Raw genomic sequence first — 22,138 nt, 5'->3', positions numbered from 1 at the left:
GGCCGGCACTACCCCGGTGTATTACGCGCTGGCGGCTTCTTCCGCCTTCGGGCCATCCCACAATGCGTGGCCGGCCTTCTTGCGCAGCCGCTCCAGCCGCGCGGTATGCGCTTCCAGCTCCGACGGCGTCGCCACCACGCGCGGGCGCGGCAGCAGCTTGCTGGTATCGAAGGCCTGCAGCGCCGCACCGGCGCCACCGCCATCGTCATCGCCCAGACCGAAGCCGATTTCCTCCTGGCCCGAGGTCAGCGCGATATAGACGTCGCCCAGGATCTGCGCATCAAGCAGGCCGCCATGCAGTGCACGGTGCGAGTTGTCCACACCCAGCCGCTTGCACAGCGCATCCAGCGAATTGCGCTGGCCCGGGAAGCGCTCGCGCGCCATCACCAGGGTATCGATCACCGTGCAGCGGTCAGTGATCTTCCCGTACTGCGGGCCCAGCAGCGACAGCTCGTTGTCGAGGAAGCCGAGGTCGAATGCCGCGTTGTGGATGATCAGCTCGGCGCCATCGATGAACGCCAGGAACTCATCGGCGATCTGCGCGAAGTCCGGCTTGTCAGCCAGGAACTCCAGGGTCAGGCCGGTGACTTCCTGCGCGCCCTGTTCGAACTCGCAGTCCGGCTTGATGTACTGGTGGTAGTTGTTGCCGGTCGGGCGGCGCTTGAACAGCTCCACGCAGCCGATTTCAACGATGCGGTTGCCCTTCTTCCATTCCAGGCCGGTGGTTTCGGTATCGAGGATGATCTGACGCATGGGCTCAGTTTACCGGGCTCGAGTCGCGGATCTGGATGGCTGCGTTGCGCGCCAGGGTATCCACCCGCTCGTTGTCCGGGTCACCGGAGTGGCCCTTCACCCAGCGCCAGTCGATCTGGTGCCGCAGCGTCGCGGCATGCAGGCGCTCCCACAGTTCGCGGTTCTTCACCGGGTCGCCGCCGGCGGTCTTCCAGTTCTTGCGGATCCAGCCGGGCATCCACTGCGTCAGGCCCTGCCGCACATACTGCGAATCGGTATAGAGCACGATGTTGCACGGCTCGGTGAGCGTCTCCAGCCCGGAAATGGCCGCCATCAGCTCCATCCGGTTGTTGGTGGTGTGCGCTTCGCCGCCGCTCAGTTCACGTTCGTGGCCCTTGTAGCGCAGCAGCGCAGCCCAGCCGCCGGGGCCGGGATTGCCAAGGCAGGAACCGTCGGTGTGGATTTCGATGGTTTTCAATACAACTCCAGATCAGGTAGCAACGGTGCCGTGCCAACGCACCGGCAACGGTTTCGGCCCGGGCAGGGCCAGCGTGCGCTTTTCAGCATGGAACAGGCAGGCCGCACGCAGCGGCGCCCAACCGCCCGGGCGGCGGCTGCCGGCGCCGCGCCAGAGCGGGCCGAGGTAACGCATATCGTCGCACTCCAGCCCGTGGCGGCCGAGCAGCAGGCGGATCCGCTGTGGCGTGCGCACCACCAGTCCGTGCTGGCGCCAGTGCGTGCGGTAAGGGCTGAACGGGTTGAGGCTGCTCAGCCACAGGTGGCCACCCGGCATCAGTACGCGTTCGCACTCGTCCAGCAGCTGGTCGGCATCACCCGTGGTGACATGCTGCAGCACGACCGCGTTGACGCTCTCGTTCGCCAGCGGCAGCGGCAGCGCACAGCGGGTGTCACCGGCATAGCCCTGCCCCTGCCGGAACAGGCGAAGGCCACGCCCGCCCAGCTGCGCATCGTCCAGCCAGGCAGCACTCGGCGCGATCCACAGCCAGGGCTGCGTCGGCAGCACCGACAGCTGCGGCAGCAGCAACTGCCGCTCCAGCACGCGCAAGGACTCCGCCGGTTCACTGTCGAACCACGGGGTCTGGCTCGCTTGACGGGTGCTCTGCAGCGCGGGCATGGTCCAATTCTATGCGACTGACTGCCCTGCCCGCATTTGCGGACAACTACATCTGGACGTTGATCGACGACGCTGGCGCCGCCGTGGTCGTCGATCCCGGCGATGCCGCGCCGGTGCTTGCGCTGGCCGATCAGGGCCTGCGCGTGGACACGATCCTGCTCACCCACCACCACGATGACCACATCGGTGGCGTGCCCGCGCTGCAGGCACGTTTTCCCGGTGTACGGGTCATCGCGCCGGTCGAAGAGCGCATCCCCACGGCAACCGAGCGGGTCGGCGAAGGTGAACGCGTTCAGGCACTGGGCCGGACGTTCCACGTACTATCCGTGCCCGGGCATACCCGCAGCCACATCGCGTTTCACACTGCTGAACATCTTTTCAGCGGAGATTCGTTGTTCAGCCTGGGCTGTGGACGCCTGTTCGAAGGTACGCCGTCCCAGCTTCTGGCATCGATGCGCAAGCTGGGTACCTTGCCCGCGCAACTGCTGCTTTGTTGCGCCCATGAGTACACCGTGTCAAATGCCGTCTTCGCGCGGCATGTCGACCCCGCCAACGCTGCCTTGTGGCAGCGCCAAGAGGAGGCTTTGGCCATGCGCCGCGATGACCGTTCCACCCTGCCGGTAACCCTGGCCAACGAATTCGACTGCAATCCGTTCCTGCGTGTGCACACTGCGCCGATCCGCGCGGCAGTGTCGGCGCACCTGGGCCGCGACGTCGTTGACGACGTCGACGTCATGGCCGGCCTCCGGCACTGGAAAGACGGCTTCCGCGCATGATGCGCCGAAGTCTGCCGCTGGCCCTGGGCCTGGTCCTGGGGCTGGCCGGAACCGCCGGTGCCCAGTCGCTGGGCGCCGGCATCAGCCAGAACCTGACCGCCGCCGCGGCCCTGCCGCTGGATCCGGCCGCGTTGCCGGCCGCGTCGGTCCGCAATGGCCAGGAGATCTTCTCCAGCTTCCGCGACGGCCTGGCCGAGCCTACCTGCAACGCCGACGCCACCAGCCCGCGCTGGCAGAAGCAGTTCGCCCACGCCCCGTCGCGCCTGGCCAACCAGGATGACGATGCGCTGGTGCTGTTCGGCTACGTGGTCGAAGAGCTGCGCAAGGCCAACCTGCCTACCGAATTCGCACTGATTCCGTTCGTGGAAAGCGGCTATCGGCCCAACGCCCGCAACGGCAGCGGCCCGACCGGCCTGTGGCAGTTCATCGCCACCACCGCGCGCAACCACCGCGTGCCCATGGCCAACGGCTACGACGGCCGCCTGTCGGCGGTCGATTCGACCCAGGCTGCAGTGCGCTACCTGAAGACCCTGCACGGGATGTTCGGCGGCGACTGGCGCCTGGCCACCATGGCCTACAACGCTGGTGAGTACCGCGTGCTGCAGTCGCTGCGCAAGGCCGGCATGAATGCGCAGAACGCCAAGCCGTCGGCGCTGCCCGGCCTGTCGCCGGTCACCTACGCCTACGTCGAGAAGCTGCATGCCCTGGCCTGCGTGCTGGAAGACGTGGAAGACCAGCCGGGCGTGATGGCCTCGCTGGACCGCACCGTGCCGGTGCTGAAGGACCACACCCTGCCGGCTGGCACCAGCGTCCAGCAGTGGGCCGCACAGCGCGCCCTGGACCCGGCCAGGATCGCCCGCCTGAACCCTGCCCTGGCTGGGGGGGGTCGCGCCTCGTCGGGCACCACCCGCGTGCTGGCACCGGTCTCGGCCGCCAATGCGACTGTCGCGGAAGCAGCCACTGCGCTGGTCGCCAGCGCCGCACCGGCTGCCGCCGCCACGCCAACGCCGCAGGTCGCCAAGACCGTCGCCGCGATTGCTGATCGTCCGCGCAGCCGCCGCCACACCGTGCGTGATGGCGAGTCGGCCTGGACCATTGCCCGCCGCTACGGCATGCCGGTCAAGGCCCTGCTGTCGCTGAACGGCCTGAGCGGCAGCAGCGTGCTGAAGCCGGGCGCCGTGCTGCGCGTCGAAGACTGAGTCAGGCGCGGCACCACCGCGCCCTGCCCTGTTTCCTGTAGAGCCGAGCCCATGCTCGGCTTTTTCATGCCTGCGCCCAGCAGACGCAGTCGAGCATGGCTCGACGCTACAAAAGGCGGTCGAGCAAGCTCGACCACTACCAAAGCTCAAGCGCGCCACAAGCAAGGCGAAGGCACAAAAAAGGCCCGGCATTGCCGGGCCTTTTCGTACCTGCTGCCGGCGAGGCTTACAGGTTCGCTTCGGTGGTCTGGACCACGAACTTCTTGCGCATCGCCTCGATGTAGGCCTTGGCCGCGGCCATGCCGTCGATCTGGCTCAGCTGTTCCTTCAGCTGCTTCTGCTGCTCTGCAGTCACTTCCTTGATGTCGCCCGGATTGACCTTGTTCACCGCGAACAGCAGCGCGTGGCCATTGACGTCGACCTTGCCATAGCTCGGCTTGCCTTCGGCCGGCACTGGCGCACTGAAGATCGCGCGGTTGATTTCCGGGGTCGGCACCGGCTGGCTGCGCGGCAGGCCCGGCATCGGGCTCAGCTGCAGCTTCTCGCTGGCAGCCAGCGACTGCAGGGTGGCGCCCGCCTTCAGCTTGGCCAGAATGGCATCGGCGGCCTTGTCGCTGGCCTGGCGCTGGCGGTCAGCACGGATCGCGGCGATCACCTGCTCACGGGCCTTGTCCAGCGGCAGCGCCTGTTCCGGAGTGTGCGCAGCCACGCGGATGACCACGCTGTGGTTGGTCGCGCCACCCAGGGCGATCGGGTCGCTGGCGGTACCGTCCTGCACCAGCACGTCGGAGAACGCTGCACGCAGCACCGCCGGGTCAGCGGCAATGCCACTGGCGGTCGCGCGGGTGATCGGGCCCAGCGTCTGCAGCGGCAGGTTCACTTCCTTGGCCGCAGCGGCCAGGTCGCTCGGGCTCTTGTTGATGGCATCGACCAGGTGACCGGCCAGCTCGTTGAAGCCACGCTCACCGTCCGCCTTCAGCTGCTCGGCGGCCAGCGTGTCACGCACTTCCTCGAACGACTTGCCCTGGCCACCGCGCACAGCGGCCACCTTGATGATGTGGTAGCCGAACTCGGTTTTCACCGGGCCGATCACGTCACCGGCCTTGGCCGCAAACAGTGCGTCCTCGAACGGCTTCACCATCGCACCGCGCTCGACCCAGCCCAGGTCACCGCCCTGGTCCTTGGAGCCCGGATCTTCCGAATTGGCCTTGGCCAGCGCTCCGAAATCGGCACCGGCGGCCTTGGCTTCGGCAGCAATCTTGTTCGCCTTGGCTTCGGCGCCATCACCGGTGATCAGGATGTGTGAGGCCTGGCGCTGCTCCGGCGAGGTGAACTTCGCCTTCTCGTCTTCATAGCGCTTGCGCAGGGTCGCTTCATCGGCCGCGGTCGGTGCCGGCAGGTTCGCGCCGTTGATCTCGACGTACTCCAGCGACACGCTCTCGGCCTCGCGGAAATCCTTGCCGTGGCTGTCGTACCACTTCTTGATCTGCTCATCGGTGACCGGCGCGGTATCGGCCGGCACGGGCGGCAACGCGGCCAGCTCGACGTCGCGGGTTTCACCCAGCAGCTTCAACAGGCGCTCGGTCTCGGCCTGGGTGACGAAGCCGGAGCTCTGCAGGCCCGACGGGATCACCGACTGCTGCAGGCTCTCACGCACCAGTTCCTGGAACTGGGTCGGCGTACGCGGCGGGTTGCTGCCGGCCAGCGCCAGGCGATAGTTGTTCTCGTTGAACTTGCCGTTCGAATCGAGGAACGCCGGCATGGTCGCGATGTACTCGCGCACCGCACCGTCGCCGATCACCACGCCGGCCTGCTCACCGACCAGGCGCACGACCTGCTCGTCGATCAGCTGGTCGAGCACGGCCATCTTGTTCTCGGTGCTCTCGAACGCGCGCGGGTCGAAGTTGTCGCCCTGCTGCTGGCGCTCACGCATGCGCTCCTGCTCGAAACGCGTGCGGAAATCCTGCGAGCTGATCTCGTGATGCTGCCACAGCATGCGCACCGGCCACCACGACGGCGCCGAACGCCACCAGGTCGGCGGCGCGGAAACCTTGGCCACGTTCTGTGCGCCAACGCCACCGAGGTAGCTGTTGTCGATCACGAACAGGAACGGAATCATCAGCAGCCCCAGGATCACGGTGACGATCCAGCCTGAGGTCTTGTCGCGGAGTTTCTGCAGCATGGTGAGGAATCACAAGGCCTGATTGGCGAGCCCGGCAGTGTAACCCGCTTCGCCGCAGGGACCAAAAGCAGCACCGGCGTGGCCTGCGCCCATCTCCGCCGGCGATGCGCCACCCGCGGCATCGGCAACGTTCGGCGCGCCACAAAGAAAAAGCCCCCGGCTTGCGCCGAGGGCTTTTGAAGTTGGCGGAGCGGACGGGACTCGAACCCGCGACCTCCGGCGTGACAGGCCAGCATTCTAACCAGCTGAACTACCGCTCCGCGCTTGAACTTTGCAGGTGCCCAGTATATCCGAAGACTCTCTGGAAACCCAGCCCGATGAACACTTTTTTCAAAGTTTTTTCACAGGGACTTAAGAATTCTGCAATGGCGGAGCGGACGGGACTCGAACCCGCGACCTCCGGCGTGACAGGCCAGCATTCTAACCAGCTGAACTACCGCTCCGTTCTTGCAAAAACCTTTTCGTCTTCCTCCCGAACCTGTCGGTGAGAAGACAAGGCCCCCAGCTTTAGGCCGGGGGCCTCGATGTAATGGCGGAGCGGACGGGACTCGAACCCGCGACCTCCGGCGTGACAGGCCAGCATTCTAACCAGCTGAACTACCGCTCCGCGTTGTTGCTTTTTTTGCTTTCAGCCGGCCTGGACCGGGGAGAAAACAAAGCCTCCAGCTTTTGGCCGGAGGCCTCGTTGAATGGCGGAGCGGACGGGACTCGAACCCGCGACCTCCGGCGTGACAGGCCAGCATTCTAACCAGCTGAACTACCGCTCCACACTCAAACTTTTACCGCGGTGCTGTGGTGGGTGCTGAGGGTTTCGAACCCCCGACCCTCTCCGTGTAAAGGAGACGCTCTACCGCTGAGCTAAGCACCCCAGCGAGCCGCTTAGTTTACAGCATCCTTCAGGGCCTTACCAGCCTTGAACGACGGATTCTTCGAAGCAGCGATCTTGATGGTGTCGCCGGTCTTCGGGTTGCGGCCGGTGCGGGCAGCACGGTCGCGGACCTGGAAGGTACCGAAGCCAACCAGGGTGACCGCATCGCCGTCCTTCAGCGCCTTGGTGACGGCAGCAACGACGGCATCGACAGCGCGGCTGGACTCGGCCTTGGTCAGGTCTGCAGCTTCAGCAACGGCATCGATCAATTCGGTCTTGTTCATTCTCTACAACTCCTTTGGCGGTGGGTTCCGCTTATTCGACAGGGAAGCAACCGCACGCGCTCTGCATGCGGCCGCCATGTGGAAACGGTTCGCCGAATTCAGCGATCGCCAGACTGCGATCACTCATTCGCGAGTGCTGCTTTTATACCAGCGGCCCTACCCCCACGCAAGCTGGAAAGCCAGCAACGACGCGGGTTTCGGGCCATTGGACAGCGCGCGTCAATGCTTGACGCGCGCGTTTCCACTCGGTTTGGCCTTGCTGCGCACCGTGACACGTTGCGCACTCTTGCGCGCCTTCTTCGGTGCCAACGGACGCTCCAGCGCCAGGTCCAGGACTTCTTCGATGTACTTCACCGGCACGATCTCCAGATCGCGGGTGACGTTGGCCGGGATGTCGGCCAGGTCCTTGCGGTTCTCTTCCGGGATGATGACCGTGCGGATGCCGCCACGCAGTGCAGCCAGCAGCTTCTCCTTCAGGCCACCGATGGCGGTGACGCGACCACGCAGGGTGATCTCGCCGGTCATCGCCACATCGGCGCGCACCGGCACCTTGGTCAGCATCGACACCAGCGAGGTGACCATCGCCGCACCGGCACTCGGGCCGTCCTTCGGCGTGGCGCCATCGGGCACGTGCAGGTGCACGTCGTGCTTCTGCAGGAAGTCGCTGTCGATGCCGAAGCCGACCGCGCGCGAACGCACCACCGACAGCGCCGCCGACGCCGATTCCTTCATCACGTTGCCGAGCTGGCCGGTCAGGATCAGCTGGCCCTTGCCCGGCACCAGCGTCGATTCGATCTGCAGCAGATCGCCACCGACTTCGGTCCAGGCCAGGCCGGTGACCAGGCCGATCTCGTTCTCTTCCTCGGCACGGCCGAAGTCGAAACGACGCACGCCCAGGTACTTGTCCAGGTTCTTGCTGGACACGCTCACCAGCGCCTTGGACTTCTTCGCGCCCTTCTTCGCCTTCACCGGCTGCGGCCCGGCCAGCGCGATCTCCTTCACCACCTTGCGGCAGATCTTGGCGATCTCGCGTTCCAGGTTGCGCACGCCCGATTCGCGCGTGTAGTAGCGCACGATGTCCTGGATCGCATCACTGCCGATCTCCAGCTCTTCCGGCTGCAGGCCGTTGGCCTTGATCTGCTTCGGCACCAGGTAGCGGGTGGCGATGTTGAGCTTCTCGTCCTCGGTGTAGCCGGGGATGCGGATCACTTCCATGCGGTCCAGCAGCGGGCCCGGAATGTTGAGCGAGTTCGAGGTGGCCACGAACATCACTTCGGACAGGTCCAGGTCCACTTCCAGGTAGTGGTCGTTGAACGCGTTGTTCTGCTCCGGATCGAGCACTTCCAGCAGCGCCGAAGACGGATCGCCACGGAAGTCCATCGACATCTTGTCGATCTCATCGAGCACGAACAGCGGGTTCTTGCTGCCGACCTTGTTGAGGTTCTGCACGATGCGGCCCGGCATCGAACCGACGTAGGTACGACGGTGGCCACGGATCTCGGCCTCGTCGCGTACGCCGCCCAGCGACATGCGCACGAACTTGCGGTTGGTGGCCTTGGCGATGGACTGGCCGAGCGAAGTCTTGCCCACGCCCGGCGGACCGACCAGGCACAGGATCGGACCCTTCATCTGCTTCACGCGCGACTGCACCGCCAGGTATTCAAGGATGCGTTCCTTGACCTTCTCCAGGCCGTAGTGATCGGCATCGAGGGTGTCCTGCGCGGCCTTCAGGTCCTTGCGCACCTTGCTGCGCTTCTTCCACGGCACGCCCAGCAACCACTCCAGGTAGTTGCGCACGACGGCCGCTTCAGCCGACATCGGCGACATCTGCTTGAGCTTGTTCAGTTCGTTGCGCGCCTTGGCTTCAACGGCCTTCGGCATGCCGGCTTCGGCGATCTTGCGGGCCAGTTCTTCCAGTTCACCCGGCGCGTCATCCAGGTCACCCAGTTCCTTCTGGATGGCCTTCATCTGTTCGTTGAGGTAGTACTCGCGCTGGCTCTTCTCCATCTGCGACTTCACGCGGCCGCGGATGCGCTTCTCCATCTGCTGCACGTCGATCTCGCCATCGACCAGGCCGACCAGCATCTCCAGGCGATCGCTCACGGCCAGCGTTTCCAGCAGGCGCTGCTTGTCGGCCAGGCGCACGCTGATGTGCGCGGCGATGGTGTCGGCCAGGCGCGCCGGCTCATCGATGCCCGACAGCGTCTGCAGCAGTTCCGGCGGCAACTTGCGGTTGGTCTTCACGTACTGCTCGAACAGCGACATCAGCGAGCGGGCGATCGCCTCGACCTCGCGCGCTCCGCGCTCATCGCTGGCGTCGATCTCCACGGCCTGGCCGTGCAGCGAGCCGTTGCGCTCGTCGACGTGGGTGACCTGCACGCGCGACAGGCCTTCGACCAGCACCTTGATGGTGCCGTCGGGCAGCTTCAGCAGCTGCAGCACCTGCGCCAGCGTACCGACCTGGTAGAGGTCGGCCGCATGCGGGTCGTCGGTCTCGGCCGACTTCTGCGCCAGCAGCAGGATGCGCTTGTCCGCTTCCATTGCCTGTTCGAGCGCGTGCATGGACTTGTCACGGCCGACGAACAGCGGGATGACCATGTGCGGGAACACCACTACGTCGCGCAGCGGCAGGACCGGCAGGTCGAGGGTTTCACTTGGGGAACGGGCCATGGGGGCTCCAGGGAAGGGGAAAACCGCCTCCGGGAGGGCATCTTCCGGAGACAAAAAAAGCCGATGGCCCCGTTATGGGGCCATCGGCTTTCAGATGCAAGGCATTCCTTGAAAATCCTTTCCAATCAACAACCTGGAAGGATCACTCGGCGCCTGCGGCCTTCTGTTCAGGGGCCGCCGGGGTCTGGTAGATCAGGTACGGCTCGGACTTGTGCTCGATCACCGACTCGTCCACCACCACCTTGCTGACGTTTTCCTGCGACGGCAGGTCGTACATGGTGTCCAGCAGGACCGATTCGACGATGGTGCGCAGGCCACGGGCACCGGTCTTGCGCTTGAGCGCCTTCCTGGCGATGGCCGACAACGCGTCCGGACGGAACTCCAGCTCGACGTTCTCCATCTCGAACAGCTTCTTGAACTGCTTGGTGATGGCGTTCTTCGGCTCGGTCAGGATCTTGATCAGGGCCGGCTCGTCCAGCTCCTCCAGGGTCGCCACCACCGGCAGGCGGCCGACGAACTCGGGAATCAGGCCGAACTTGATCAGGTCTTCCGGCTCGACTTCAGCCAGCACCTTGCCCACTTCCTGCTTGCGCTCGCTGCTCTTCACCTTGGCGCCGAAGCCGATGCTGCCGACGTCGGTGGAACGGGCCTGGATCACCTTGTCCAGCCCGGCGAACGCGCCGCCGCAGATGAACAGGATGTTCTTGGTGTCCACCTGCAGGAATTCCTGCTGCGGGTGCTTGCGGCCGCCCTGCGGCGGAACGCTGGCCACGGTGCCTTCGATCAGCTTCAGCAGGGCCTGCTGCACGCCTTCGCCGGACACATCGCGGGTGATCGACGGGTTCTCGCTCTTGCGCGAGATCTTGTCGATTTCATCGATGTAGACGATGCCCTGCTGCGCCTTCTCGACGTCGTAGTCGCACTTCTGCAGCAGCTTCTGGATGATGTTCTCCACGTCCTCGCCCACGTAACCGGCTTCGGTCAGCGTGGTGGCGTCGGCCATGGTGAACGGCACGTTGAGCAGGCGGGCCAGGGTCTCGGCCAGCAGCGTCTTGCCCGAACCGGTCGGGCCGACCAGCAGGATGTTCGACTTCGCCAGTTCGACGTCGTCGTTCTTCTGCCGGCTCTCGATGCGCTTGTAGTGGTTGTACACGGCCACGGCCAAGGTGCGCTTGGCGCGGTTCTGGCCGATCACGTACTGGTCGAGGACCTCGAGGATCTCGCGCGGCTTGGGCAGCGAACTGCGCGCCGACTGCGCCTTTTCCTCGAGTTCCTCACGGATGATGTCGTTGCACAGCTCCACGCACTCATCGCAGATGAATACGCTCGGACCCGCAATCAGCTTGCGCACTTCATGCTGGCTCTTGCCGCAGAAAGAGCAGTAGAGGATCTTGCCGGTGTCCGTGGAACGACCTTGGCGGTCTTCGCTCATGCTTCGCTTACCCAGTTACCCCACCCGCTGAACGGGGGTTCGATTCGAGAATAGCACAGGGCCGAGGGGACGCCAGTCCCGCCCGACCCTGCAGGAACGGGGCCTCCATGGCCCCGTGAAGGCCGGTCAACCGGCCTGGATCGACTCATCCGGACGACGCTCCAGGACCTGGTCGACCAGACCGTAGGCCTGCGCCTCGAAGGCGCTCTTGAAGTTGTCGCGCTCGGTGTCGCGGGCGATCGTCTCCAGCGACTGGCCGGTGTGCTTGGCCAGCACCTCGTTCAGGCGCGAACGCAGGGTCAGGATCTCGCGCGCGTGGATGTCGATGTCGGTGGCCTGGCCCTGGTAGCCACCCAGCGGCTGATGGATCATCACGCGCGAATTCGGCAGCGCATAGCGCTTGCCGGCTTCGCCCGCGGCCAGCAGCAGGGCGCCCATCGAGGCGGCCTGGCCGATGCAGGTGGTGCTCACATTCGGCTTGATGTACTGCATGGTGTCGTAGATCGCCATGCCGGCGGTGACCACGCCACCCGGCGAGTTGATGTAGATGTTGATGTCCTTTTCCGGGTTTTCCGATTCCAGGAACAGCAACTGCGCCACCACCACATTGGCCATGTGATCGTCGATCGGGCCCACGAGGAAGATCAGGCGCTCCTTCAACAGGCGCGAATAGATGTCGTAGGCACGCTCGCCGCGGCTGGTCTGCTCGACCACCATCGGAACCAGGTTCAGGGCTTTGGTTCGGTTGTCCATTACGTGAGGTACCTATCTTGGGGGGCAACAACCCCGCGCCGGCAAAGGCGCGGGGCATCCGGTGATCCGCCCGGGATTACTGGCGGATCGCGTCCTGGAACGACAGCTTCTCTTCGGTGTGCTGGGCACGCTCGGCGATCCAGTCGATCACCTGCTCTTCCATCACGCGGTTCTGCAGGCCAGACATCAGCTGGGGGTCGTTGCGGTACATCTCAATGACCTGTTCCGGCTCTTCGTAGGTCGAAGCGATCAGACGCATCGTTTCGTTCAGGCGCTTGGCTTCCAGGCGCAGGTCGTTGATGCGGGCCACTTCACCGACCAGCAGGCCGACCAGTACGCGCTTGGCGGCGGCGTCCTTGAAACCTTCATGGGCATCTGCCGGGATTTCGCCGACGTTCTGGCCATTGCGGCGGATCTGCTCGACCTGCTGGGCCAGCATGGCGCGGGCTTCGTTCTCGACCAGGCGCGGCGGCATTTCCACCGAGGCGTAGGCGGCGATCAGCTGCTCGCCCACTTCACGGCGCAGGCGGTTCATCAGCGCGCCCTTCAGCTCGCGCTCCAGGTTGGCGCGGATGTCGCTGCGGAACTGCTCGACGTCGCCGCCCTTCACGCCGAAGCTCTTGATGAAGGCTTCGTCGACCGCCGGCACGACCGGCTCGGACACTTCGGCGACCTTGACGGTGACCTGCACGGTCTTGCCGGCCAGCACCGGCACGCGCCAGTCAGCCGGGAACTCGACGTCCAGGGTCTTTTCTTCGCCCTTGGCCAGGCCGACCAGGCCCTTTTCAATGGTGTCGAACATCATGCCCTGGCCGAGCACGATCGAACCCTTCTCGGTGCCTTCGGCCGGCAGGCGCTCTTCGCCGGCCTGCGACCAGGTTTCCACCGCGACCAGGTCACCGTCCTGCGCGCCACGGCTGACCGGGGCCCAGGTACGACGCTGGTTCTGCAGGTTCTCGATCATCTGGTCGATGTCGGCGTCGGTGATCTCGGCGCTGTGGCGCACGACGGTCAGCTTGCTGACGTCGATGTCGCCGAAGTCCGGCACCACTTCCACGGTGGCCACGAAGGAGAACTCACCCTCGTCGCCCTTGTCGATGCGCGGGCTGCCGACGATGCGCAGGTCGTGCTCGCGCACGGCGGCATCGAAGGTCTCGCGCAGCAGGCCGTCCAGCGCCTCGCCACGGACCTGCGCGCCGAAGCGCTGCTCGATCACCTTGGCCGGCACCTTGCCCGGACGGAAACCCTTGATGCGGGTGGTGCGGGCGATTTCGCCCAGGCGGCCGACGATGTGGCTCTGCAGACGCTCTTCCGGCAGCGAGAAGCTCAGGCGGCGTTCCAGGTTGCCGGTGGATTCGATCGAAGCTTGCATGTTAACTCCTGCCACCGGTGGCCCAGGCCCCCGGCTCGATGATTGGGATGAAACGGTTGTAAGGACACGACGTCTGGGACGCGCCTGCTTGCCGCAGCCCTTTAGTTTCGCCCAATTCGGCCTGCACTGCCAGCGCGTGCCGGTCAAGGGGGCGCCGATGGCCCGATCAGGGCGGGGACAGGCCGGCACTGGTGCGAAAGGGGGGACTCGAACCCCCACGCCTTGCGGCACTGGAACCTAAATCCAGGGCGTCTACCAATTCCGCCACTTTCGCGTGGCCGGCACAGGCTTTCATTGTCGCAGGCGGCGACTGGAATCGGAAGGCCTGCACAAAGCTGAATCCACTAAGCTCCGCGCCATCGCTGCATCGCAGCCACCCCGGCGGGCGCGCGACCCGCCGGGGCGGTTGCAGCCTACTGCTGCGGCACAGCGCGGGCCGGCGCCGCGCCTGTGCCAGGGTCGACGGTCGCATCCACCTTCCGGACCTCCACGCCCCCATCGTCGGTACGACGCAGGGCCACCGACTCCGGCGCAGCCTTGCGCACATCCACCGAACCGTCCGCATTGCGCTGCATGTCCACCGCGTCGGGCAGGACCTCCCCTTCCGCAGGCTGGGCCGGCTGCATCTGCATGGCGTCACCGACCGGGCGCGCCGGAATGCTCTCCGCGCTCGCATCGCGCTCGACGGTCTGCGCGGGATCATTGCCCGGCGTGCAGGCCGCCAGTGCCATCAACGCGAAGGGAACCCACAGCGTGCGGTGCAATCGAGTGATCTCAGCCATCAACATCTTCCTTCGTGCATGCGCCATCGGCGCGGAAGATCCATTGGGTGCGATGCAGGACGCGATGCGGTGAGAAGCAGCGCACAGCATTGAAAACACTGATGACGCGTATGCCCCTGATTTCAGCACCGCTTCAGTAGATCCACGCCATGCGTGGATGACGCTCAACCCGGCGCGCAGACAAGAAAAAAGCCACTTGGCGAACCAAGTGGGAAGCTGCCGCGCATTCGCGCCGCAGCCCCACGCTTTGCGCGGCAAAGCGCGGACCCCACTTCATCAGCCCCCACATCCCCGCGGCTTCGCCGCACCCCCTTGACTCAAGGAGGCTCCACGCCAGCCAGCGCACTGACATCCGCACGCTCAACCCGGCGCGCAGACAAGAAAAAAGCCACTTGGCGAACCAAGTGGCTTTCGTCTGGTGGGCTGTCAAGGATTCGAACCTTGGACCTATTGATTAAGAGTCAACTGCTCTACCAACTGAGCTAACAGCCCGAAATCGGGGCGCGAATTATTACCCGATCCGCTCGGTGGGTGCAAGCACTTTCTTCAACATCGTTGAAACCAGTACTGCGATCCCGCTGCGTTGCAGATCCACACCAGGCGGGGCCCTGCAACGTGTGACCCATCGAAACGAAAGGGTCACACTTATAAGAAAAAAGCCACCTGGCGTACCAGGTGGCTTCCGTCTTGGTGGGCCGTCAAGGATTCGAACCTTGGACCTATTGATTAAGAGTCAACTGCTCTACCAACTGAGCTAACGGCCCGTGAAACTCAGACGCACATTGTAGCGTGCTTTCTGTTTATTGCAATACCGTTTCGGCTGCGCCGATGCGGTTGAATCAGTGGGGTGGCTGAGGGGATTCGAACCCCCGACCACCGGAATCACAATCCGGTACTCTAACCAACTGAGCTACAGCCACCACTGAAACTTTCGTTCCCCGCCGATGCCGCTGGCGATGGAACCTCAAACCTTTGCCTGGAGACTGTCACCGAAGTTCCGGTCCGCCGAAGCGAGTCCGATATTCTGGTGGAGTCTTTACGCTTTTGCAAGCACTTCTTCACATCCGCCGATGCGACCCCGCTGTCTCGCCGATGGCGCGCCCGACAGGAATCGAACCTGTAACCGCCGGCTTAGAAGGCCGGTGCTCTATCCAGTTGAGCTACGGGCGCCCGAACCGGAACGGTGTCCAATCCGACGTGACGTGGGATTGGTCGGGGTAGAGGGATTCGAACCCCCGACATCCTGCTCCCAAAGCAGGCGCGCTACCAGACTGCGCTATACCCCGGTCTTGCAATCCCCTCGGGCCAGGCCCGGGGAGTCGTTCATTGTCGCCAAGCACATCGCGAACTGTCAACGCGGGCGGCTACAACCTGAAGTCTGCCACAGCGCCGTGCGTGGTCATCCGCTATGCTCGCGGTCATCGGCCGGATGGCCGTCCCGACCCTCATTCGCACGGAGAACACGCATGCGCAGCGGCAACCCGGCTCTTTCCGAGTCGACCTTCCTCGACCTCGCCAGCGGTTCGGTGGTGACCAGCCCCGACCAGGTGATGACCCTCAACGGCACCGCCAACAAGACCGGCATCCTGCTGCTGTTGACCGTGCTGACCGCGGCATTCGCCTGGAGCCAGTCGGTTGACGAGTACGGCCAGATTTCCGGCAGCGCGAGCCTGTACGCCATCGGTGGCGCGATCGGCGGCCTGGTGCTGGCGCTGATCACCATCTTCAAGAAGGAATGGTCGCCGGTCACCGCGCCGATGTACGCGCTGGTCGAAGGCCTGTTCCTGGGCGCCGTGTCGGCCCTGTTCAACATGAAGTACCCGGGCATCGTGTTCCAGGCCGTGCTGCTGACCTTCGGCACCCTGGCCGCACTGCTGTTCGCATACCGCAGCGGCGTGATCAAGGCCACCGAGAACTTCAAGATGGGCGTGGTCGCTGCCACCGGCGGCATCGCCCTGCTCTACCTGGCCTCGTTCGTGCTGGGCTTCTTCAACATCAATGTGCCGGTGATCCATGACTCCAGCTGGCTGGGCATCGCCTTCAGCCTGTTCGTGGTGGTCGTGGCCGCGCTGAACCTGGTGCTGGACTTCGACTTCATTGAAACCGGCGTGGCCCAGCGCGCGCCGAAGTACATGGAGTGGTATGGCGCATTCGGCCTGATGGTGACCCTGGTCTGGCTGTACGTGGAATTCCTGCGCCTGCTGTCGAAGATCCAGCAGCGCTGAGTCCAGCCACGCCGAAAACGACAAGCCGCGATCCGCAAGGGTCGCGGCTTTTTTTGTGGGCCGCGCCTGCTCGACTGTTTCAGGCGGTAGAGTCGAGCACGCTCGACGCTACGGAACACGCCCCCATGACCGACACCTTCCACAGCTACCGCCCGGCTGAAGGCCACCGCCTGCCGCATGACCCGTTCAACGCCATCATCGGCCCGCGCCCGATCGGCTGGATTTCCAGCTGCGACGCGCAAGGCATGTTGAACCTGGCGCCCTACAGCTTCTTCAACGCCTTCAACTACACCCCGCCGATCATCGGTTTCTCCAGCCAGGGCCGCAAAGACTCGCTGCGCAACATCGAAGCCACCGGCGAGTTCGTCTGGAACCTGGCCACGTTCGACCTGGCCGTGGCCATGAACGAAAGCTGCCGCGCGGTCGCACCAGATGTCGACGAGTTCGCCCTCGCCGGCCTGACGCCGCTGGCATCCACGCAGGTCGCACCCCCACGTGTTGCACAGAGCCCGGTGAGCATGGAATGCCGCTGCACCCAGATCGTGCGCCTGCGCGATGCCGCCGGCCAGGACACCAGCGGTTGGCTGGTGCTGGGCGAAGTGGTGGCGGTGCATATCGATGCACGGCTGCTGGTCGATGGCATCTACGACACCGCGGCGGCGGCCCCGATCCTGCGCGGTGGCGGGCCCGCCGACTACTTCCGCATCGGCGCCGAACAGCGCTTCCGCATGTTCCGCCCGGCCTGAAGTTCAACTGGTTACGGTCGCGCGAGCAGCACCGGCAGCGACGACGCCAGCAGTGCGATGCCCGAGGCGGTCAACAGGCTCAGAACGATCTGCCGGAAGCGCGCCTCGCTGATGCCGATGTAGACGCGCGCACCCAGCAGGGTCGGCACCAGCATCGCCGGTGCCACGATGGCGAAGTACGACAGCATCTGCCGGCTCACCAGGCCGCTGCCGACATAGGTGGCCATGGTCACTGCCAGCATCGCCAGATTGAAGTTCTGGATGACCGCGCGCTGCTCGTCCTTGCCGAAGCCACGCAGCGTGCTCCACAGCGTCGGCACCGGTCCAGCGAAACCACCGATGCCGCTGAGCACGCCACCTGCCATGCCGGCGATCGCGTCACCGATACGACCGCCCACGCGGATCGGCGGCAATGATCGCGCCATCAGCATCACCGGGCACCACAGCGCAAGGAAGCCGCCCAGCAGCGCCTTGAACCAGTCCATGTCCAGTTGCGGCAACACCATCACGCCCAGCGGGATGCCCGCCAGCCCACCCAGCACGAACGGCAGCAGCAGGCGCAGATTGAACCCGCGGCGCACGGTGAACACTGCCACCAGCTGACCAACCAGCGCGCCGAACACCGACAGCGTAGCGGCCAGGCGCGGCTCCAGCCCCCACGCCCAGAACGACATCGCTACCATCCCGAAGGCGAAACCGGACAGGCCCTGCACGAATCCGGCGACGATCGCGCCGAGCGCGACCAGCAGATACACCGACTCCATCACCACCTCGGTTGCAACCGCGCGACTACCCTGCCGCGCTCACCTGTGCAGCGTAGTGCGCCGCGAGATGCTCGACCAGCGCACGCACCTTGGGCGCCAGCGCACGCGCATGCGGATACAGCGCGAAGTAGCACCGCTGGCCGGCATGCCAGGCCGGCAGTACGCGGATCAAACGACCGGCGCGCAGATCCTCCTGCACGGTCAGCGCGGTGAACAGGCTGATGCCCATGCCGGCCAGCGCGGCAGCGTACAGTGCGGGCGTGGCATCCACGCGCAGGCGCTGCCCGGCTTCGACGCTCGCGGTTGCGCCGCGCGGCCCCTGCAACTGCCAGGGCGGCATTGACGGCGTGGGACTGAAACCCAGCAGCGTGTGCTGTGCCAGGTCCGCTGCCTGCCGCGGCAGGCCGTGGCGCGCCAGGTAGGCCGGTGCGGCGACCAGGATGCGCGGGCAGCTGGCCAGTTCGCGCGCGACCAGCTGGCTGTCCGGCAATGAAGCCGCGATGCGCAGGGCCAGGTCGAAACCACCGCCCACTACATCGACCAGCTGATCATCTGCCGACAGGTCCAGCGTAACCTGCGGATAACGCTGCAGGAACGACGGCAGCCAGTGCGGCAGCTCCTGGCTGGCCACCACCTGCGGCACGCTGATACGTACGCTGCCACTGGGTTGCGCCTGCCCGGCACGGGCACGGTCGTCGGCTTCCTGCAGGCGGTCCAGCAGCGTCGCCGCCTCACGGTAGTAATCGCGCCCGGCCTCGGTCAACGACAGCCGACGGCTGTTGCGATCGAGCAGGCGCACCTGCAGGTGTTCTTCCAACTGCCGCAGTTGCCGCGACATCGCCGAATGGGTGGTCCCCAGGCGTTCGGCGGCCGCAGTAAAGCTGCCGGCGTCGACGATGGCGCGCAGCGCACGCAGGGCGGCGAAGTGATCCATCGGCGGGCAGCTCCAGGTGGCGGGGCCCGCGGCATGCGGGCCCCGCCAGCTTATCAAGCGCCGTCGCCAGCCTTGCGCACCGGCAGTGCCAGGATCGCGTCAGTCGTCATGACATCGCCGAAGGTGTCCTCGATCTGGGCCAGAGAAGCTTCATGCAGCGCGCGATGGCCGATGCGCTGGCCGCCGGCCAGGTCCAGGTCACGGCTGGCGCTGGCATCGGACGAGACGATCACCCGGTAGCCACGTGGCGCGGCCGCCGCATCGCGCGCAGCACCGGCCACGCAGGCATGGGTCTGCAGGCCGGTGACGATCAGGGTGTCGATGCCGGCGCTCTTCAGCACCTGGTCGAGCGCGGCGGCGGACGCGCCGGCGAACACACTGACGTTGTCCTTCTGCACCACGGTCTCGCCCTGGCGCGGCTGCAGGTCGCGATGGAAGGCAGCATTGACGCTGCCCTGCGCGAACAGGGGTGCGCCGGCCGGCAGCACGTGCTGCACATGGATCACGCGGATGCCGTGGGCGTCGGCAAATTCGACCACCCGCTTGGCCTGCCGCAGCGCGGCCACGCCATCGGGAATGACCATGCGGCCACCGGCAAAGCCCGGTGCGGCCTTGGCATCGAAGTACTCATTCTGGAAGTCGATCACCAGTACGGCGGTCTTCGCCGCATCCAGCGAGGTCGCGACCGGCGCGCCGGCCATGTGGCGGATGGTGGGATGGGCCGGCTCGGCAGCGGCAACGGAGGTAGCGGTGGCCATACCGATCAGGCTGGCCAGACCAAAGGCGGTGAGGTTCATGTTCAAGCTCCTGTGCGGTGGAAAGTGGGCACATGATGCGGAGCGGATGGCGCACGAACCAGCCGCCAAGCCGCACATGATCTGTGCGATATGCGCACAGACAACCCCCTGTAGAGCCAGCCCATGGGTGACTGCGTACCAACGCCGGCCATCCACGCATGGCGTGGATCCAACGAGCCAGTCCACAACGCAACGGGGCGCCCGAAGGCGCCCCGCTGTGGATCCAACCGAGGTCGGCCGGCCGCTTACAGGCGGCTGGCGATGGCCTGGGCAAAGCTCATGGTGGTGCCGGTGCCGCCCAGGTCGCCGGTCAGCGAGTCCTTGGCTTCCATGGTCGCCACGATGGCCTTGCGCAGGCGCTCGGCGTTTTCCGGCTGGCCGACATGGTCCAGCATCTGCGCGGCTGCCAGCAGCAGCGCGCACGGATTGGCCTTGCCCTGGCCGGCGATGTCCGGCGCGGTGCCGTGCACGGCTTCGAAGATCGCCGCGTCCTTGCCGATGTTGGCCCCCGGGGCCAGGCCCAGGCCGCCGACCAGACCCGCGCACAGGTCGGAGATGATGTCACCGAACAGGTTGGTGGTGACGATCACATCGAACTGCTCCGGACGCATCACCAGCTGCATGCAGCAGTTGTCGACGATCATTTCCTGGAACTCGATCTCCGGGTACTGTGCGGCGACTTCACGGGCGACGTTCAGGAACAGGCCCGAGGTCGACTTGATGATGTTGGCCTTGTGCACGGCGGTGACCTTCTTGCGACCGGTGCTCTTGGCCAGCTCGAAGGCGTAGCGCACGATGCGCTCGGAGCCCTTGCGGGTGATGCGGGTGCCGGAGAAGGCGGTCTCGCCGTCGGCCGACACTTCCTGGCCTTCGGCCAGGTAGGCACCTTCGGTGTTCTCACGAACGGTGATCAGGTCGACGTTGTCGAAACGCGACTTGGTGTTCGGGAAGGTGTGGGCCGGACGCACGTTGGCGTACAGGTCGAAGTGACGGCGCAGGCTGACGTTGATCGAGGTGAAGCCACCACCGACCGGGGTGGTCAGCGGGCTCTTCAGCGCGACCTTGTTGCGCGCGATCGATTCCAGGGTCACCGCCGGCATCAGGTCGCCGTGCTTTTCCAGGGCCACCAGGCCGGCGTCGGCGTCTTCGTACTCCAGGCCAGTCTTGAGCTGGTCGAGCACGAACAGGGTGGCGTCCATGATTTCCGGGCCAATGCCGTCGCCGCGGATGACCGTAATTTTCTGCGTCATTGATCGATGTTCCGAACAGGGGGAAAAACGCCGTCCGGACGTGCCCGGAAACGCCGGCGCAAAGGAAGTTTCACCGGCAATTATGCCTGAGCCGGGGCCGAGGTCCCAAATAGACCATGGTCCCAGTACCCGGCCCAGGCAGAATTGCCCGCGCATCCCACCTTATCCCCGCGCCTGTCGGCGCGCCCCCTTGAACAACAAGGGGGCTCCTGGGTTGATGGATGGATCCCGGGGAAAGCCACGGCACTACCCGAAGGGCCGCGCGGGCCCGCTTCCCGGCCCCGGCAGACAACAAGGGGGCTCCTGGGCTGTTGGATTGCGGGGAAAGCCCCTCGCGGGCGCGGTAGTGCCGGCCGCTGGCCGGCAACCTCGGCCATGTCGGGTTCAGGGGATGCCGGCCAGCGGCCGGCACTACCCTCAATGCGCGTGCGCTTCCGGGGCGGCGGCGCCGCCTTCAAGCTGGTCGAGGAAGTCGACCGCGCGGCGCAGGTGCGGGATCACGATGGAACCGCCCACCACCAGGCCAACCGAGAAGGTCTCGAAGAACTCCTCGCGGGTCACGCCGGCGTCCTTGCACTGGGCCACGTGGTAGCTGATGCAGTCGTCGCAGCGCAGCACCATCGAGGCCACCAGGCCCAGCAGTTCCTTGGTCTTCACGTCCAGCGCGCCGGCCTGGTAGGTCTGCGTGTCCAGCGCGAAGAAGCGGCGCACCACCTGGTTCGGCTCACCCAGGATCCGCTCGTTCATGCGCTTGCGGAACTCGGTGAACTCGGCGATGCGGTCCTTGCTGCCGTCGTCGGCCGCGCTCATGCCTGGCCCTGCCCGGCCAGCAGCGGCTCGAGCTTGCCTTCACGGTGCAGGGCCATCATGTCGTCGTAGCCGCCGACATGGACGTCGCCGACGAAGATCTGCGGCACGCTGGTGCGGCGGGTCAGCGCCATCATCTTCTCGCGCTCGGCCGGGTCCAGGTCGATGCGGACCTCGGTCCACTGCTGGCCCTTGCTCTTCAGGAAGTTCTTGGCGGCCACGCAGTACGGGCAGACGGCGGTGGAATAGATGGTGATGGCGGGGGCACCGCCGGCGGTCTGGGCTGTCACGGGAAACTCCACGATGGATCGACGGTCTACATATGGTACCGGTGCGCTGGAATTTCCACGCCACGGCCGCAACACTGTGGATTAACGAATGGTTGCCCCCTGCCCTGCCACGCTTGGCGCGCCCCGCCCGAGGACCTTCT

20 protein-coding genes and 11 tRNA genes are annotated in these 22,138 nt (G+C 65.5%); 4 read left to right on the top strand and 27 right to left on the bottom strand.

Features of this window, described 5'->3' with window-relative positions; translation table 11 throughout:
• Window positions 1–21 precede the first annotated feature (21 nt).
• From dnaQ to ACZK1G_RS04625, 3 genes are read right to left on the bottom strand one after another with little or no spacing between them, the layout of a single operon-like run.
• Window positions 22–753 (bottom strand): DNA polymerase III subunit epsilon, encoded by a 732-nt coding sequence (gene dnaQ, locus ACZK1G_RS04635; RefSeq protein WP_049446670.1) that lies wholly within the window; start codon window positions 751–753, stop codon window positions 22–24.
• Between the two features lie 4 nt (window positions 754–757).
• Window positions 758–1,210 carry a ribonuclease HI gene (gene rnhA / locus ACZK1G_RS04630; RefSeq protein ID WP_014036151.1) on the bottom strand — a complete coding sequence of 151 codons (453 nt, stop codon included), beginning with the start codon at window positions 1,208–1,210 and terminating at the stop codon, window positions 758–760.
• Between the two features lie 12 nt (window positions 1,211–1,222).
• Window positions 1,223–1,867 (bottom strand): methyltransferase domain-containing protein, encoded by a 645-nt coding sequence (locus tag ACZK1G_RS04625; protein WP_049446672.1) that lies wholly within the window; start codon window positions 1,865–1,867, stop codon window positions 1,223–1,225.
• A gap of 11 nt (window positions 1,868–1,878) precedes the next feature.
• Between ACZK1G_RS04625 and gloB the strand changes: the two genes are divergently transcribed.
• Window positions 1,879–2,643: a hydroxyacylglutathione hydrolase gene (gloB, locus tag ACZK1G_RS04620; RefSeq protein ID WP_049446674.1), complete on the top strand. Its 765-nt coding sequence runs from the start codon at window positions 1,879–1,881 to the stop codon at window positions 2,641–2,643.
• Window positions 2,640–3,842 (top strand): lytic transglycosylase domain-containing protein, encoded by a 1,203-nt coding sequence (locus tag ACZK1G_RS04615; protein WP_101765001.1) that lies wholly within the window; start codon window positions 2,640–2,642, stop codon window positions 3,840–3,842. Before gloB ends, ACZK1G_RS04615 begins: the two co-directional genes overlap by 4 nt.
• A gap of 226 nt (window positions 3,843–4,068) precedes the next feature.
• Here ACZK1G_RS04615 and ACZK1G_RS04610 read toward each other — a convergent pair whose 3' ends face one another.
• The 18 genes from ACZK1G_RS04610 to ACZK1G_RS04525 form a co-directional block, all read right to left on the bottom strand.
• Complete coding sequence (locus ACZK1G_RS04610; protein WP_197622176.1) at window positions 4,069–6,024, bottom strand: peptidyl-prolyl cis-trans isomerase; 1,956 nt, start codon at window positions 6,022–6,024, stop codon at window positions 4,069–4,071.
• Between the two features lie 183 nt (window positions 6,025–6,207).
• Window positions 6,208–6,284, bottom strand: a tRNA-Asp gene (locus tag ACZK1G_RS04605).
• Window positions 6,285–6,390: 106 nt separating this feature from the next.
• Window positions 6,391–6,467 (bottom strand) — tRNA-Asp (locus ACZK1G_RS04600).
• 87 nt (window positions 6,468–6,554) lie between these two features.
• Window positions 6,555–6,631 (bottom strand) — tRNA-Asp (locus ACZK1G_RS04595).
• 83 nt (window positions 6,632–6,714) lie between these two features.
• Window positions 6,715–6,791, bottom strand: a tRNA-Asp gene (locus ACZK1G_RS04590).
• A 26-nt stretch (window positions 6,792–6,817) separates the two neighbouring features.
• Window positions 6,818–6,892 (bottom strand) — tRNA-Val (locus ACZK1G_RS04585).
• Window positions 6,893–6,903: 11 nt separating this feature from the next.
• The gene (locus tag ACZK1G_RS04580; RefSeq protein WP_004146343.1) at window positions 6,904–7,176 is read right to left on the bottom strand and encodes an HU family DNA-binding protein; all 273 of its coding nucleotides are present in this window, start codon (window positions 7,174–7,176) and stop codon (window positions 6,904–6,906) included.
• A 219-nt stretch (window positions 7,177–7,395) separates the two neighbouring features.
• Complete coding sequence (gene lon / locus ACZK1G_RS04575) at window positions 7,396–9,846, bottom strand: endopeptidase La (protein ID WP_101765000.1); 2,451 nt, start codon at window positions 9,844–9,846, stop codon at window positions 7,396–7,398.
• 142 nt (window positions 9,847–9,988) lie between these two features.
• Window positions 9,989–11,278: an ATP-dependent Clp protease ATP-binding subunit ClpX gene (gene clpX, locus ACZK1G_RS04570; RefSeq protein WP_004154600.1), complete on the bottom strand. Its 1,290-nt coding sequence runs from the start codon at window positions 11,276–11,278 to the stop codon at window positions 9,989–9,991.
• 126 nt (window positions 11,279–11,404) lie between these two features.
• A complete protein-coding gene (gene clpP, locus ACZK1G_RS04565) occupies window positions 11,405–12,031 on the bottom strand; it encodes an ATP-dependent Clp endopeptidase proteolytic subunit ClpP (protein WP_004146318.1) in 627 nt (208 codons plus the stop codon).
• A 76-nt stretch (window positions 12,032–12,107) separates the two neighbouring features.
• Window positions 12,108–13,403: a trigger factor gene (gene tig / locus ACZK1G_RS04560; protein ID WP_014036145.1), complete on the bottom strand. Its 1,296-nt coding sequence runs from the start codon at window positions 13,401–13,403 to the stop codon at window positions 12,108–12,110.
• 189 nt (window positions 13,404–13,592) lie between these two features.
• Window positions 13,593–13,677, bottom strand: a tRNA-Leu gene (locus ACZK1G_RS04555).
• A 139-nt stretch (window positions 13,678–13,816) separates the two neighbouring features.
• Window positions 13,817–14,185, bottom strand: coding sequence for a hypothetical protein (locus ACZK1G_RS04550; RefSeq protein WP_049446779.1), 369 nt, complete (start codon window positions 14,183–14,185; stop codon window positions 13,817–13,819).
• 416 nt (window positions 14,186–14,601) lie between these two features.
• A tRNA-Lys gene (locus tag ACZK1G_RS04545) sits at window positions 14,602–14,677 on the bottom strand.
• 196 nt (window positions 14,678–14,873) lie between these two features.
• Window positions 14,874–14,949 (bottom strand) — tRNA-Lys (locus tag ACZK1G_RS04540).
• Window positions 14,950–15,028: 79 nt separating this feature from the next.
• Window positions 15,029–15,105 (bottom strand) — tRNA-His (locus tag ACZK1G_RS04535).
• Window positions 15,106–15,278: 173 nt separating this feature from the next.
• Window positions 15,279–15,355: transfer RNA gene (locus ACZK1G_RS04530), tRNA-Arg, on the bottom strand.
• 39 nt (window positions 15,356–15,394) lie between these two features.
• Window positions 15,395–15,471, bottom strand: a tRNA-Pro gene (locus ACZK1G_RS04525).
• A 180-nt stretch (window positions 15,472–15,651) separates the two neighbouring features.
• Here ACZK1G_RS04525 and ACZK1G_RS04520 point away from each other — a divergent pair.
• Window positions 15,652–16,410: a Bax inhibitor-1/YccA family protein gene (locus ACZK1G_RS04520; protein ID WP_049446684.1), complete on the top strand. Its 759-nt coding sequence runs from the start codon at window positions 15,652–15,654 to the stop codon at window positions 16,408–16,410.
• A gap of 125 nt (window positions 16,411–16,535) precedes the next feature.
• The gene (locus ACZK1G_RS04515) at window positions 16,536–17,156 is read left to right on the top strand and encodes a flavin reductase family protein (protein WP_049446686.1); all 621 of its coding nucleotides are present in this window, start codon (window positions 16,536–16,538) and stop codon (window positions 17,154–17,156) included.
• An 11-nt stretch (window positions 17,157–17,167) separates the two neighbouring features.
• On the opposite strand, the gene ACZK1G_RS04510 is transcribed toward ACZK1G_RS04515, so the two are convergent.
• The 6 genes from ACZK1G_RS04510 to grxC form a co-directional block, all read right to left on the bottom strand.
• Complete coding sequence (locus ACZK1G_RS04510; protein WP_101764999.1) at window positions 17,168–17,920, bottom strand: sulfite exporter TauE/SafE family protein; 753 nt, start codon at window positions 17,918–17,920, stop codon at window positions 17,168–17,170.
• A 25-nt stretch (window positions 17,921–17,945) separates the two neighbouring features.
• Entirely contained in the window at window positions 17,946–18,854 is a 909-nt protein-coding gene (locus ACZK1G_RS04505) for a LysR family transcriptional regulator (protein ID WP_049446690.1), read from the bottom strand.
• Between the two features lie 53 nt (window positions 18,855–18,907).
• Window positions 18,908–19,651 (bottom strand): cysteine hydrolase family protein, encoded by a 744-nt coding sequence (locus tag ACZK1G_RS04500; protein WP_049446693.1) that lies wholly within the window; start codon window positions 19,649–19,651, stop codon window positions 18,908–18,910.
• A gap of 245 nt (window positions 19,652–19,896) precedes the next feature.
• Entirely contained in the window at window positions 19,897–20,901 is a 1,005-nt protein-coding gene (locus tag ACZK1G_RS04495) for an isocitrate dehydrogenase (RefSeq protein WP_014036138.1), read from the bottom strand.
• A 417-nt stretch (window positions 20,902–21,318) separates the two neighbouring features.
• A complete protein-coding gene (locus ACZK1G_RS04490) occupies window positions 21,319–21,711 on the bottom strand; it encodes a carboxymuconolactone decarboxylase family protein (RefSeq protein ID WP_032129080.1) in 393 nt (130 codons plus the stop codon).
• Window positions 21,708–21,998, bottom strand: coding sequence for a glutaredoxin 3 (gene grxC, locus ACZK1G_RS04485; RefSeq protein ID WP_004154541.1), 291 nt, complete (start codon window positions 21,996–21,998; stop codon window positions 21,708–21,710). The genes ACZK1G_RS04490 and grxC overlap by 4 nt, the downstream gene beginning before the upstream one ends.
• Window positions 21,999–22,138 lie beyond the last annotated feature (140 nt).

The sequence above is a fragment of the Stenotrophomonas sp. 109824_Sma genome, assembly GCF_056480025.1.
Note: the sequence above shows the minus strand (reverse complement) of the source record. Positions and strands in the feature narration are given on the sequence as shown.

Coding starts and splice junctions, on each gene's coding strand:
- dnaQ (WP_049446670.1), bottom strand. CDS start 753: ATGCGTCAGATCATCCTCGATACCGAAACCACCGGCCTGGAATGGAAG.
- ACZK1G_RS04625 (WP_049446672.1), bottom strand. CDS start 1,867: ATGCCCGCGCTGCAGAGCACCCGTCAAGCGAGCCAGACCCCGTGGTTC.
- gloB (WP_049446674.1), top strand. CDS start 1,879: ATGCGACTGACTGCCCTGCCCGCATTTGCGGACAACTACATCTGGACG.
- ACZK1G_RS04615 (WP_101765001.1), top strand. CDS start 2,640: ATGATGCGCCGAAGTCTGCCGCTGGCCCTGGGCCTGGTCCTGGGGCTG.
- ACZK1G_RS04610 (WP_197622176.1), bottom strand. CDS start 6,024: ATGCTGCAGAAACTCCGCGACAAGACCTCAGGCTGGATCGTCACCGTG.
- ACZK1G_RS04580 (WP_004146343.1), bottom strand. CDS start 7,176: ATGAACAAGACCGAATTGATCGATGCCGTTGCTGAAGCTGCAGACCTG.
- lon (WP_101765000.1), bottom strand. CDS start 9,846: ATGGCCCGTTCCCCAAGTGAAACCCTCGACCTGCCGGTCCTGCCGCTG.
- clpX (WP_004154600.1), bottom strand. CDS start 11,278: ATGAGCGAAGACCGCCAAGGTCGTTCCACGGACACCGGCAAGATCCTC.
- clpP (WP_004146318.1), bottom strand. CDS start 12,031: ATGGACAACCGAACCAAAGCCCTGAACCTGGTTCCGATGGTGGTCGAG.
- tig (WP_014036145.1), bottom strand. CDS start 13,403: ATGCAAGCTTCGATCGAATCCACCGGCAACCTGGAACGCCGCCTGAGC.
- ACZK1G_RS04550 (WP_049446779.1), bottom strand. CDS start 14,185: ATGGCTGAGATCACTCGATTGCACCGCACGCTGTGGGTTCCCTTCGCG.
- ACZK1G_RS04520 (WP_049446684.1), top strand. CDS start 15,652: ATGCGCAGCGGCAACCCGGCTCTTTCCGAGTCGACCTTCCTCGACCTC.
- ACZK1G_RS04515 (WP_049446686.1), top strand. CDS start 16,536: ATGACCGACACCTTCCACAGCTACCGCCCGGCTGAAGGCCACCGCCTG.
- ACZK1G_RS04510 (WP_101764999.1), bottom strand. CDS start 17,920: ATGGAGTCGGTGTATCTGCTGGTCGCGCTCGGCGCGATCGTCGCCGGA.
- ACZK1G_RS04505 (WP_049446690.1), bottom strand. CDS start 18,854: ATGGATCACTTCGCCGCCCTGCGTGCGCTGCGCGCCATCGTCGACGCC.
- ACZK1G_RS04500 (WP_049446693.1), bottom strand. CDS start 19,651: ATGAACCTCACCGCCTTTGGTCTGGCCAGCCTGATCGGTATGGCCACC.
- ACZK1G_RS04495 (WP_014036138.1), bottom strand. CDS start 20,901: ATGACGCAGAAAATTACGGTCATCCGCGGCGACGGCATTGGCCCGGAA.
- ACZK1G_RS04490 (WP_032129080.1), bottom strand. CDS start 21,711: ATGAGCGCGGCCGACGACGGCAGCAAGGACCGCATCGCCGAGTTCACC.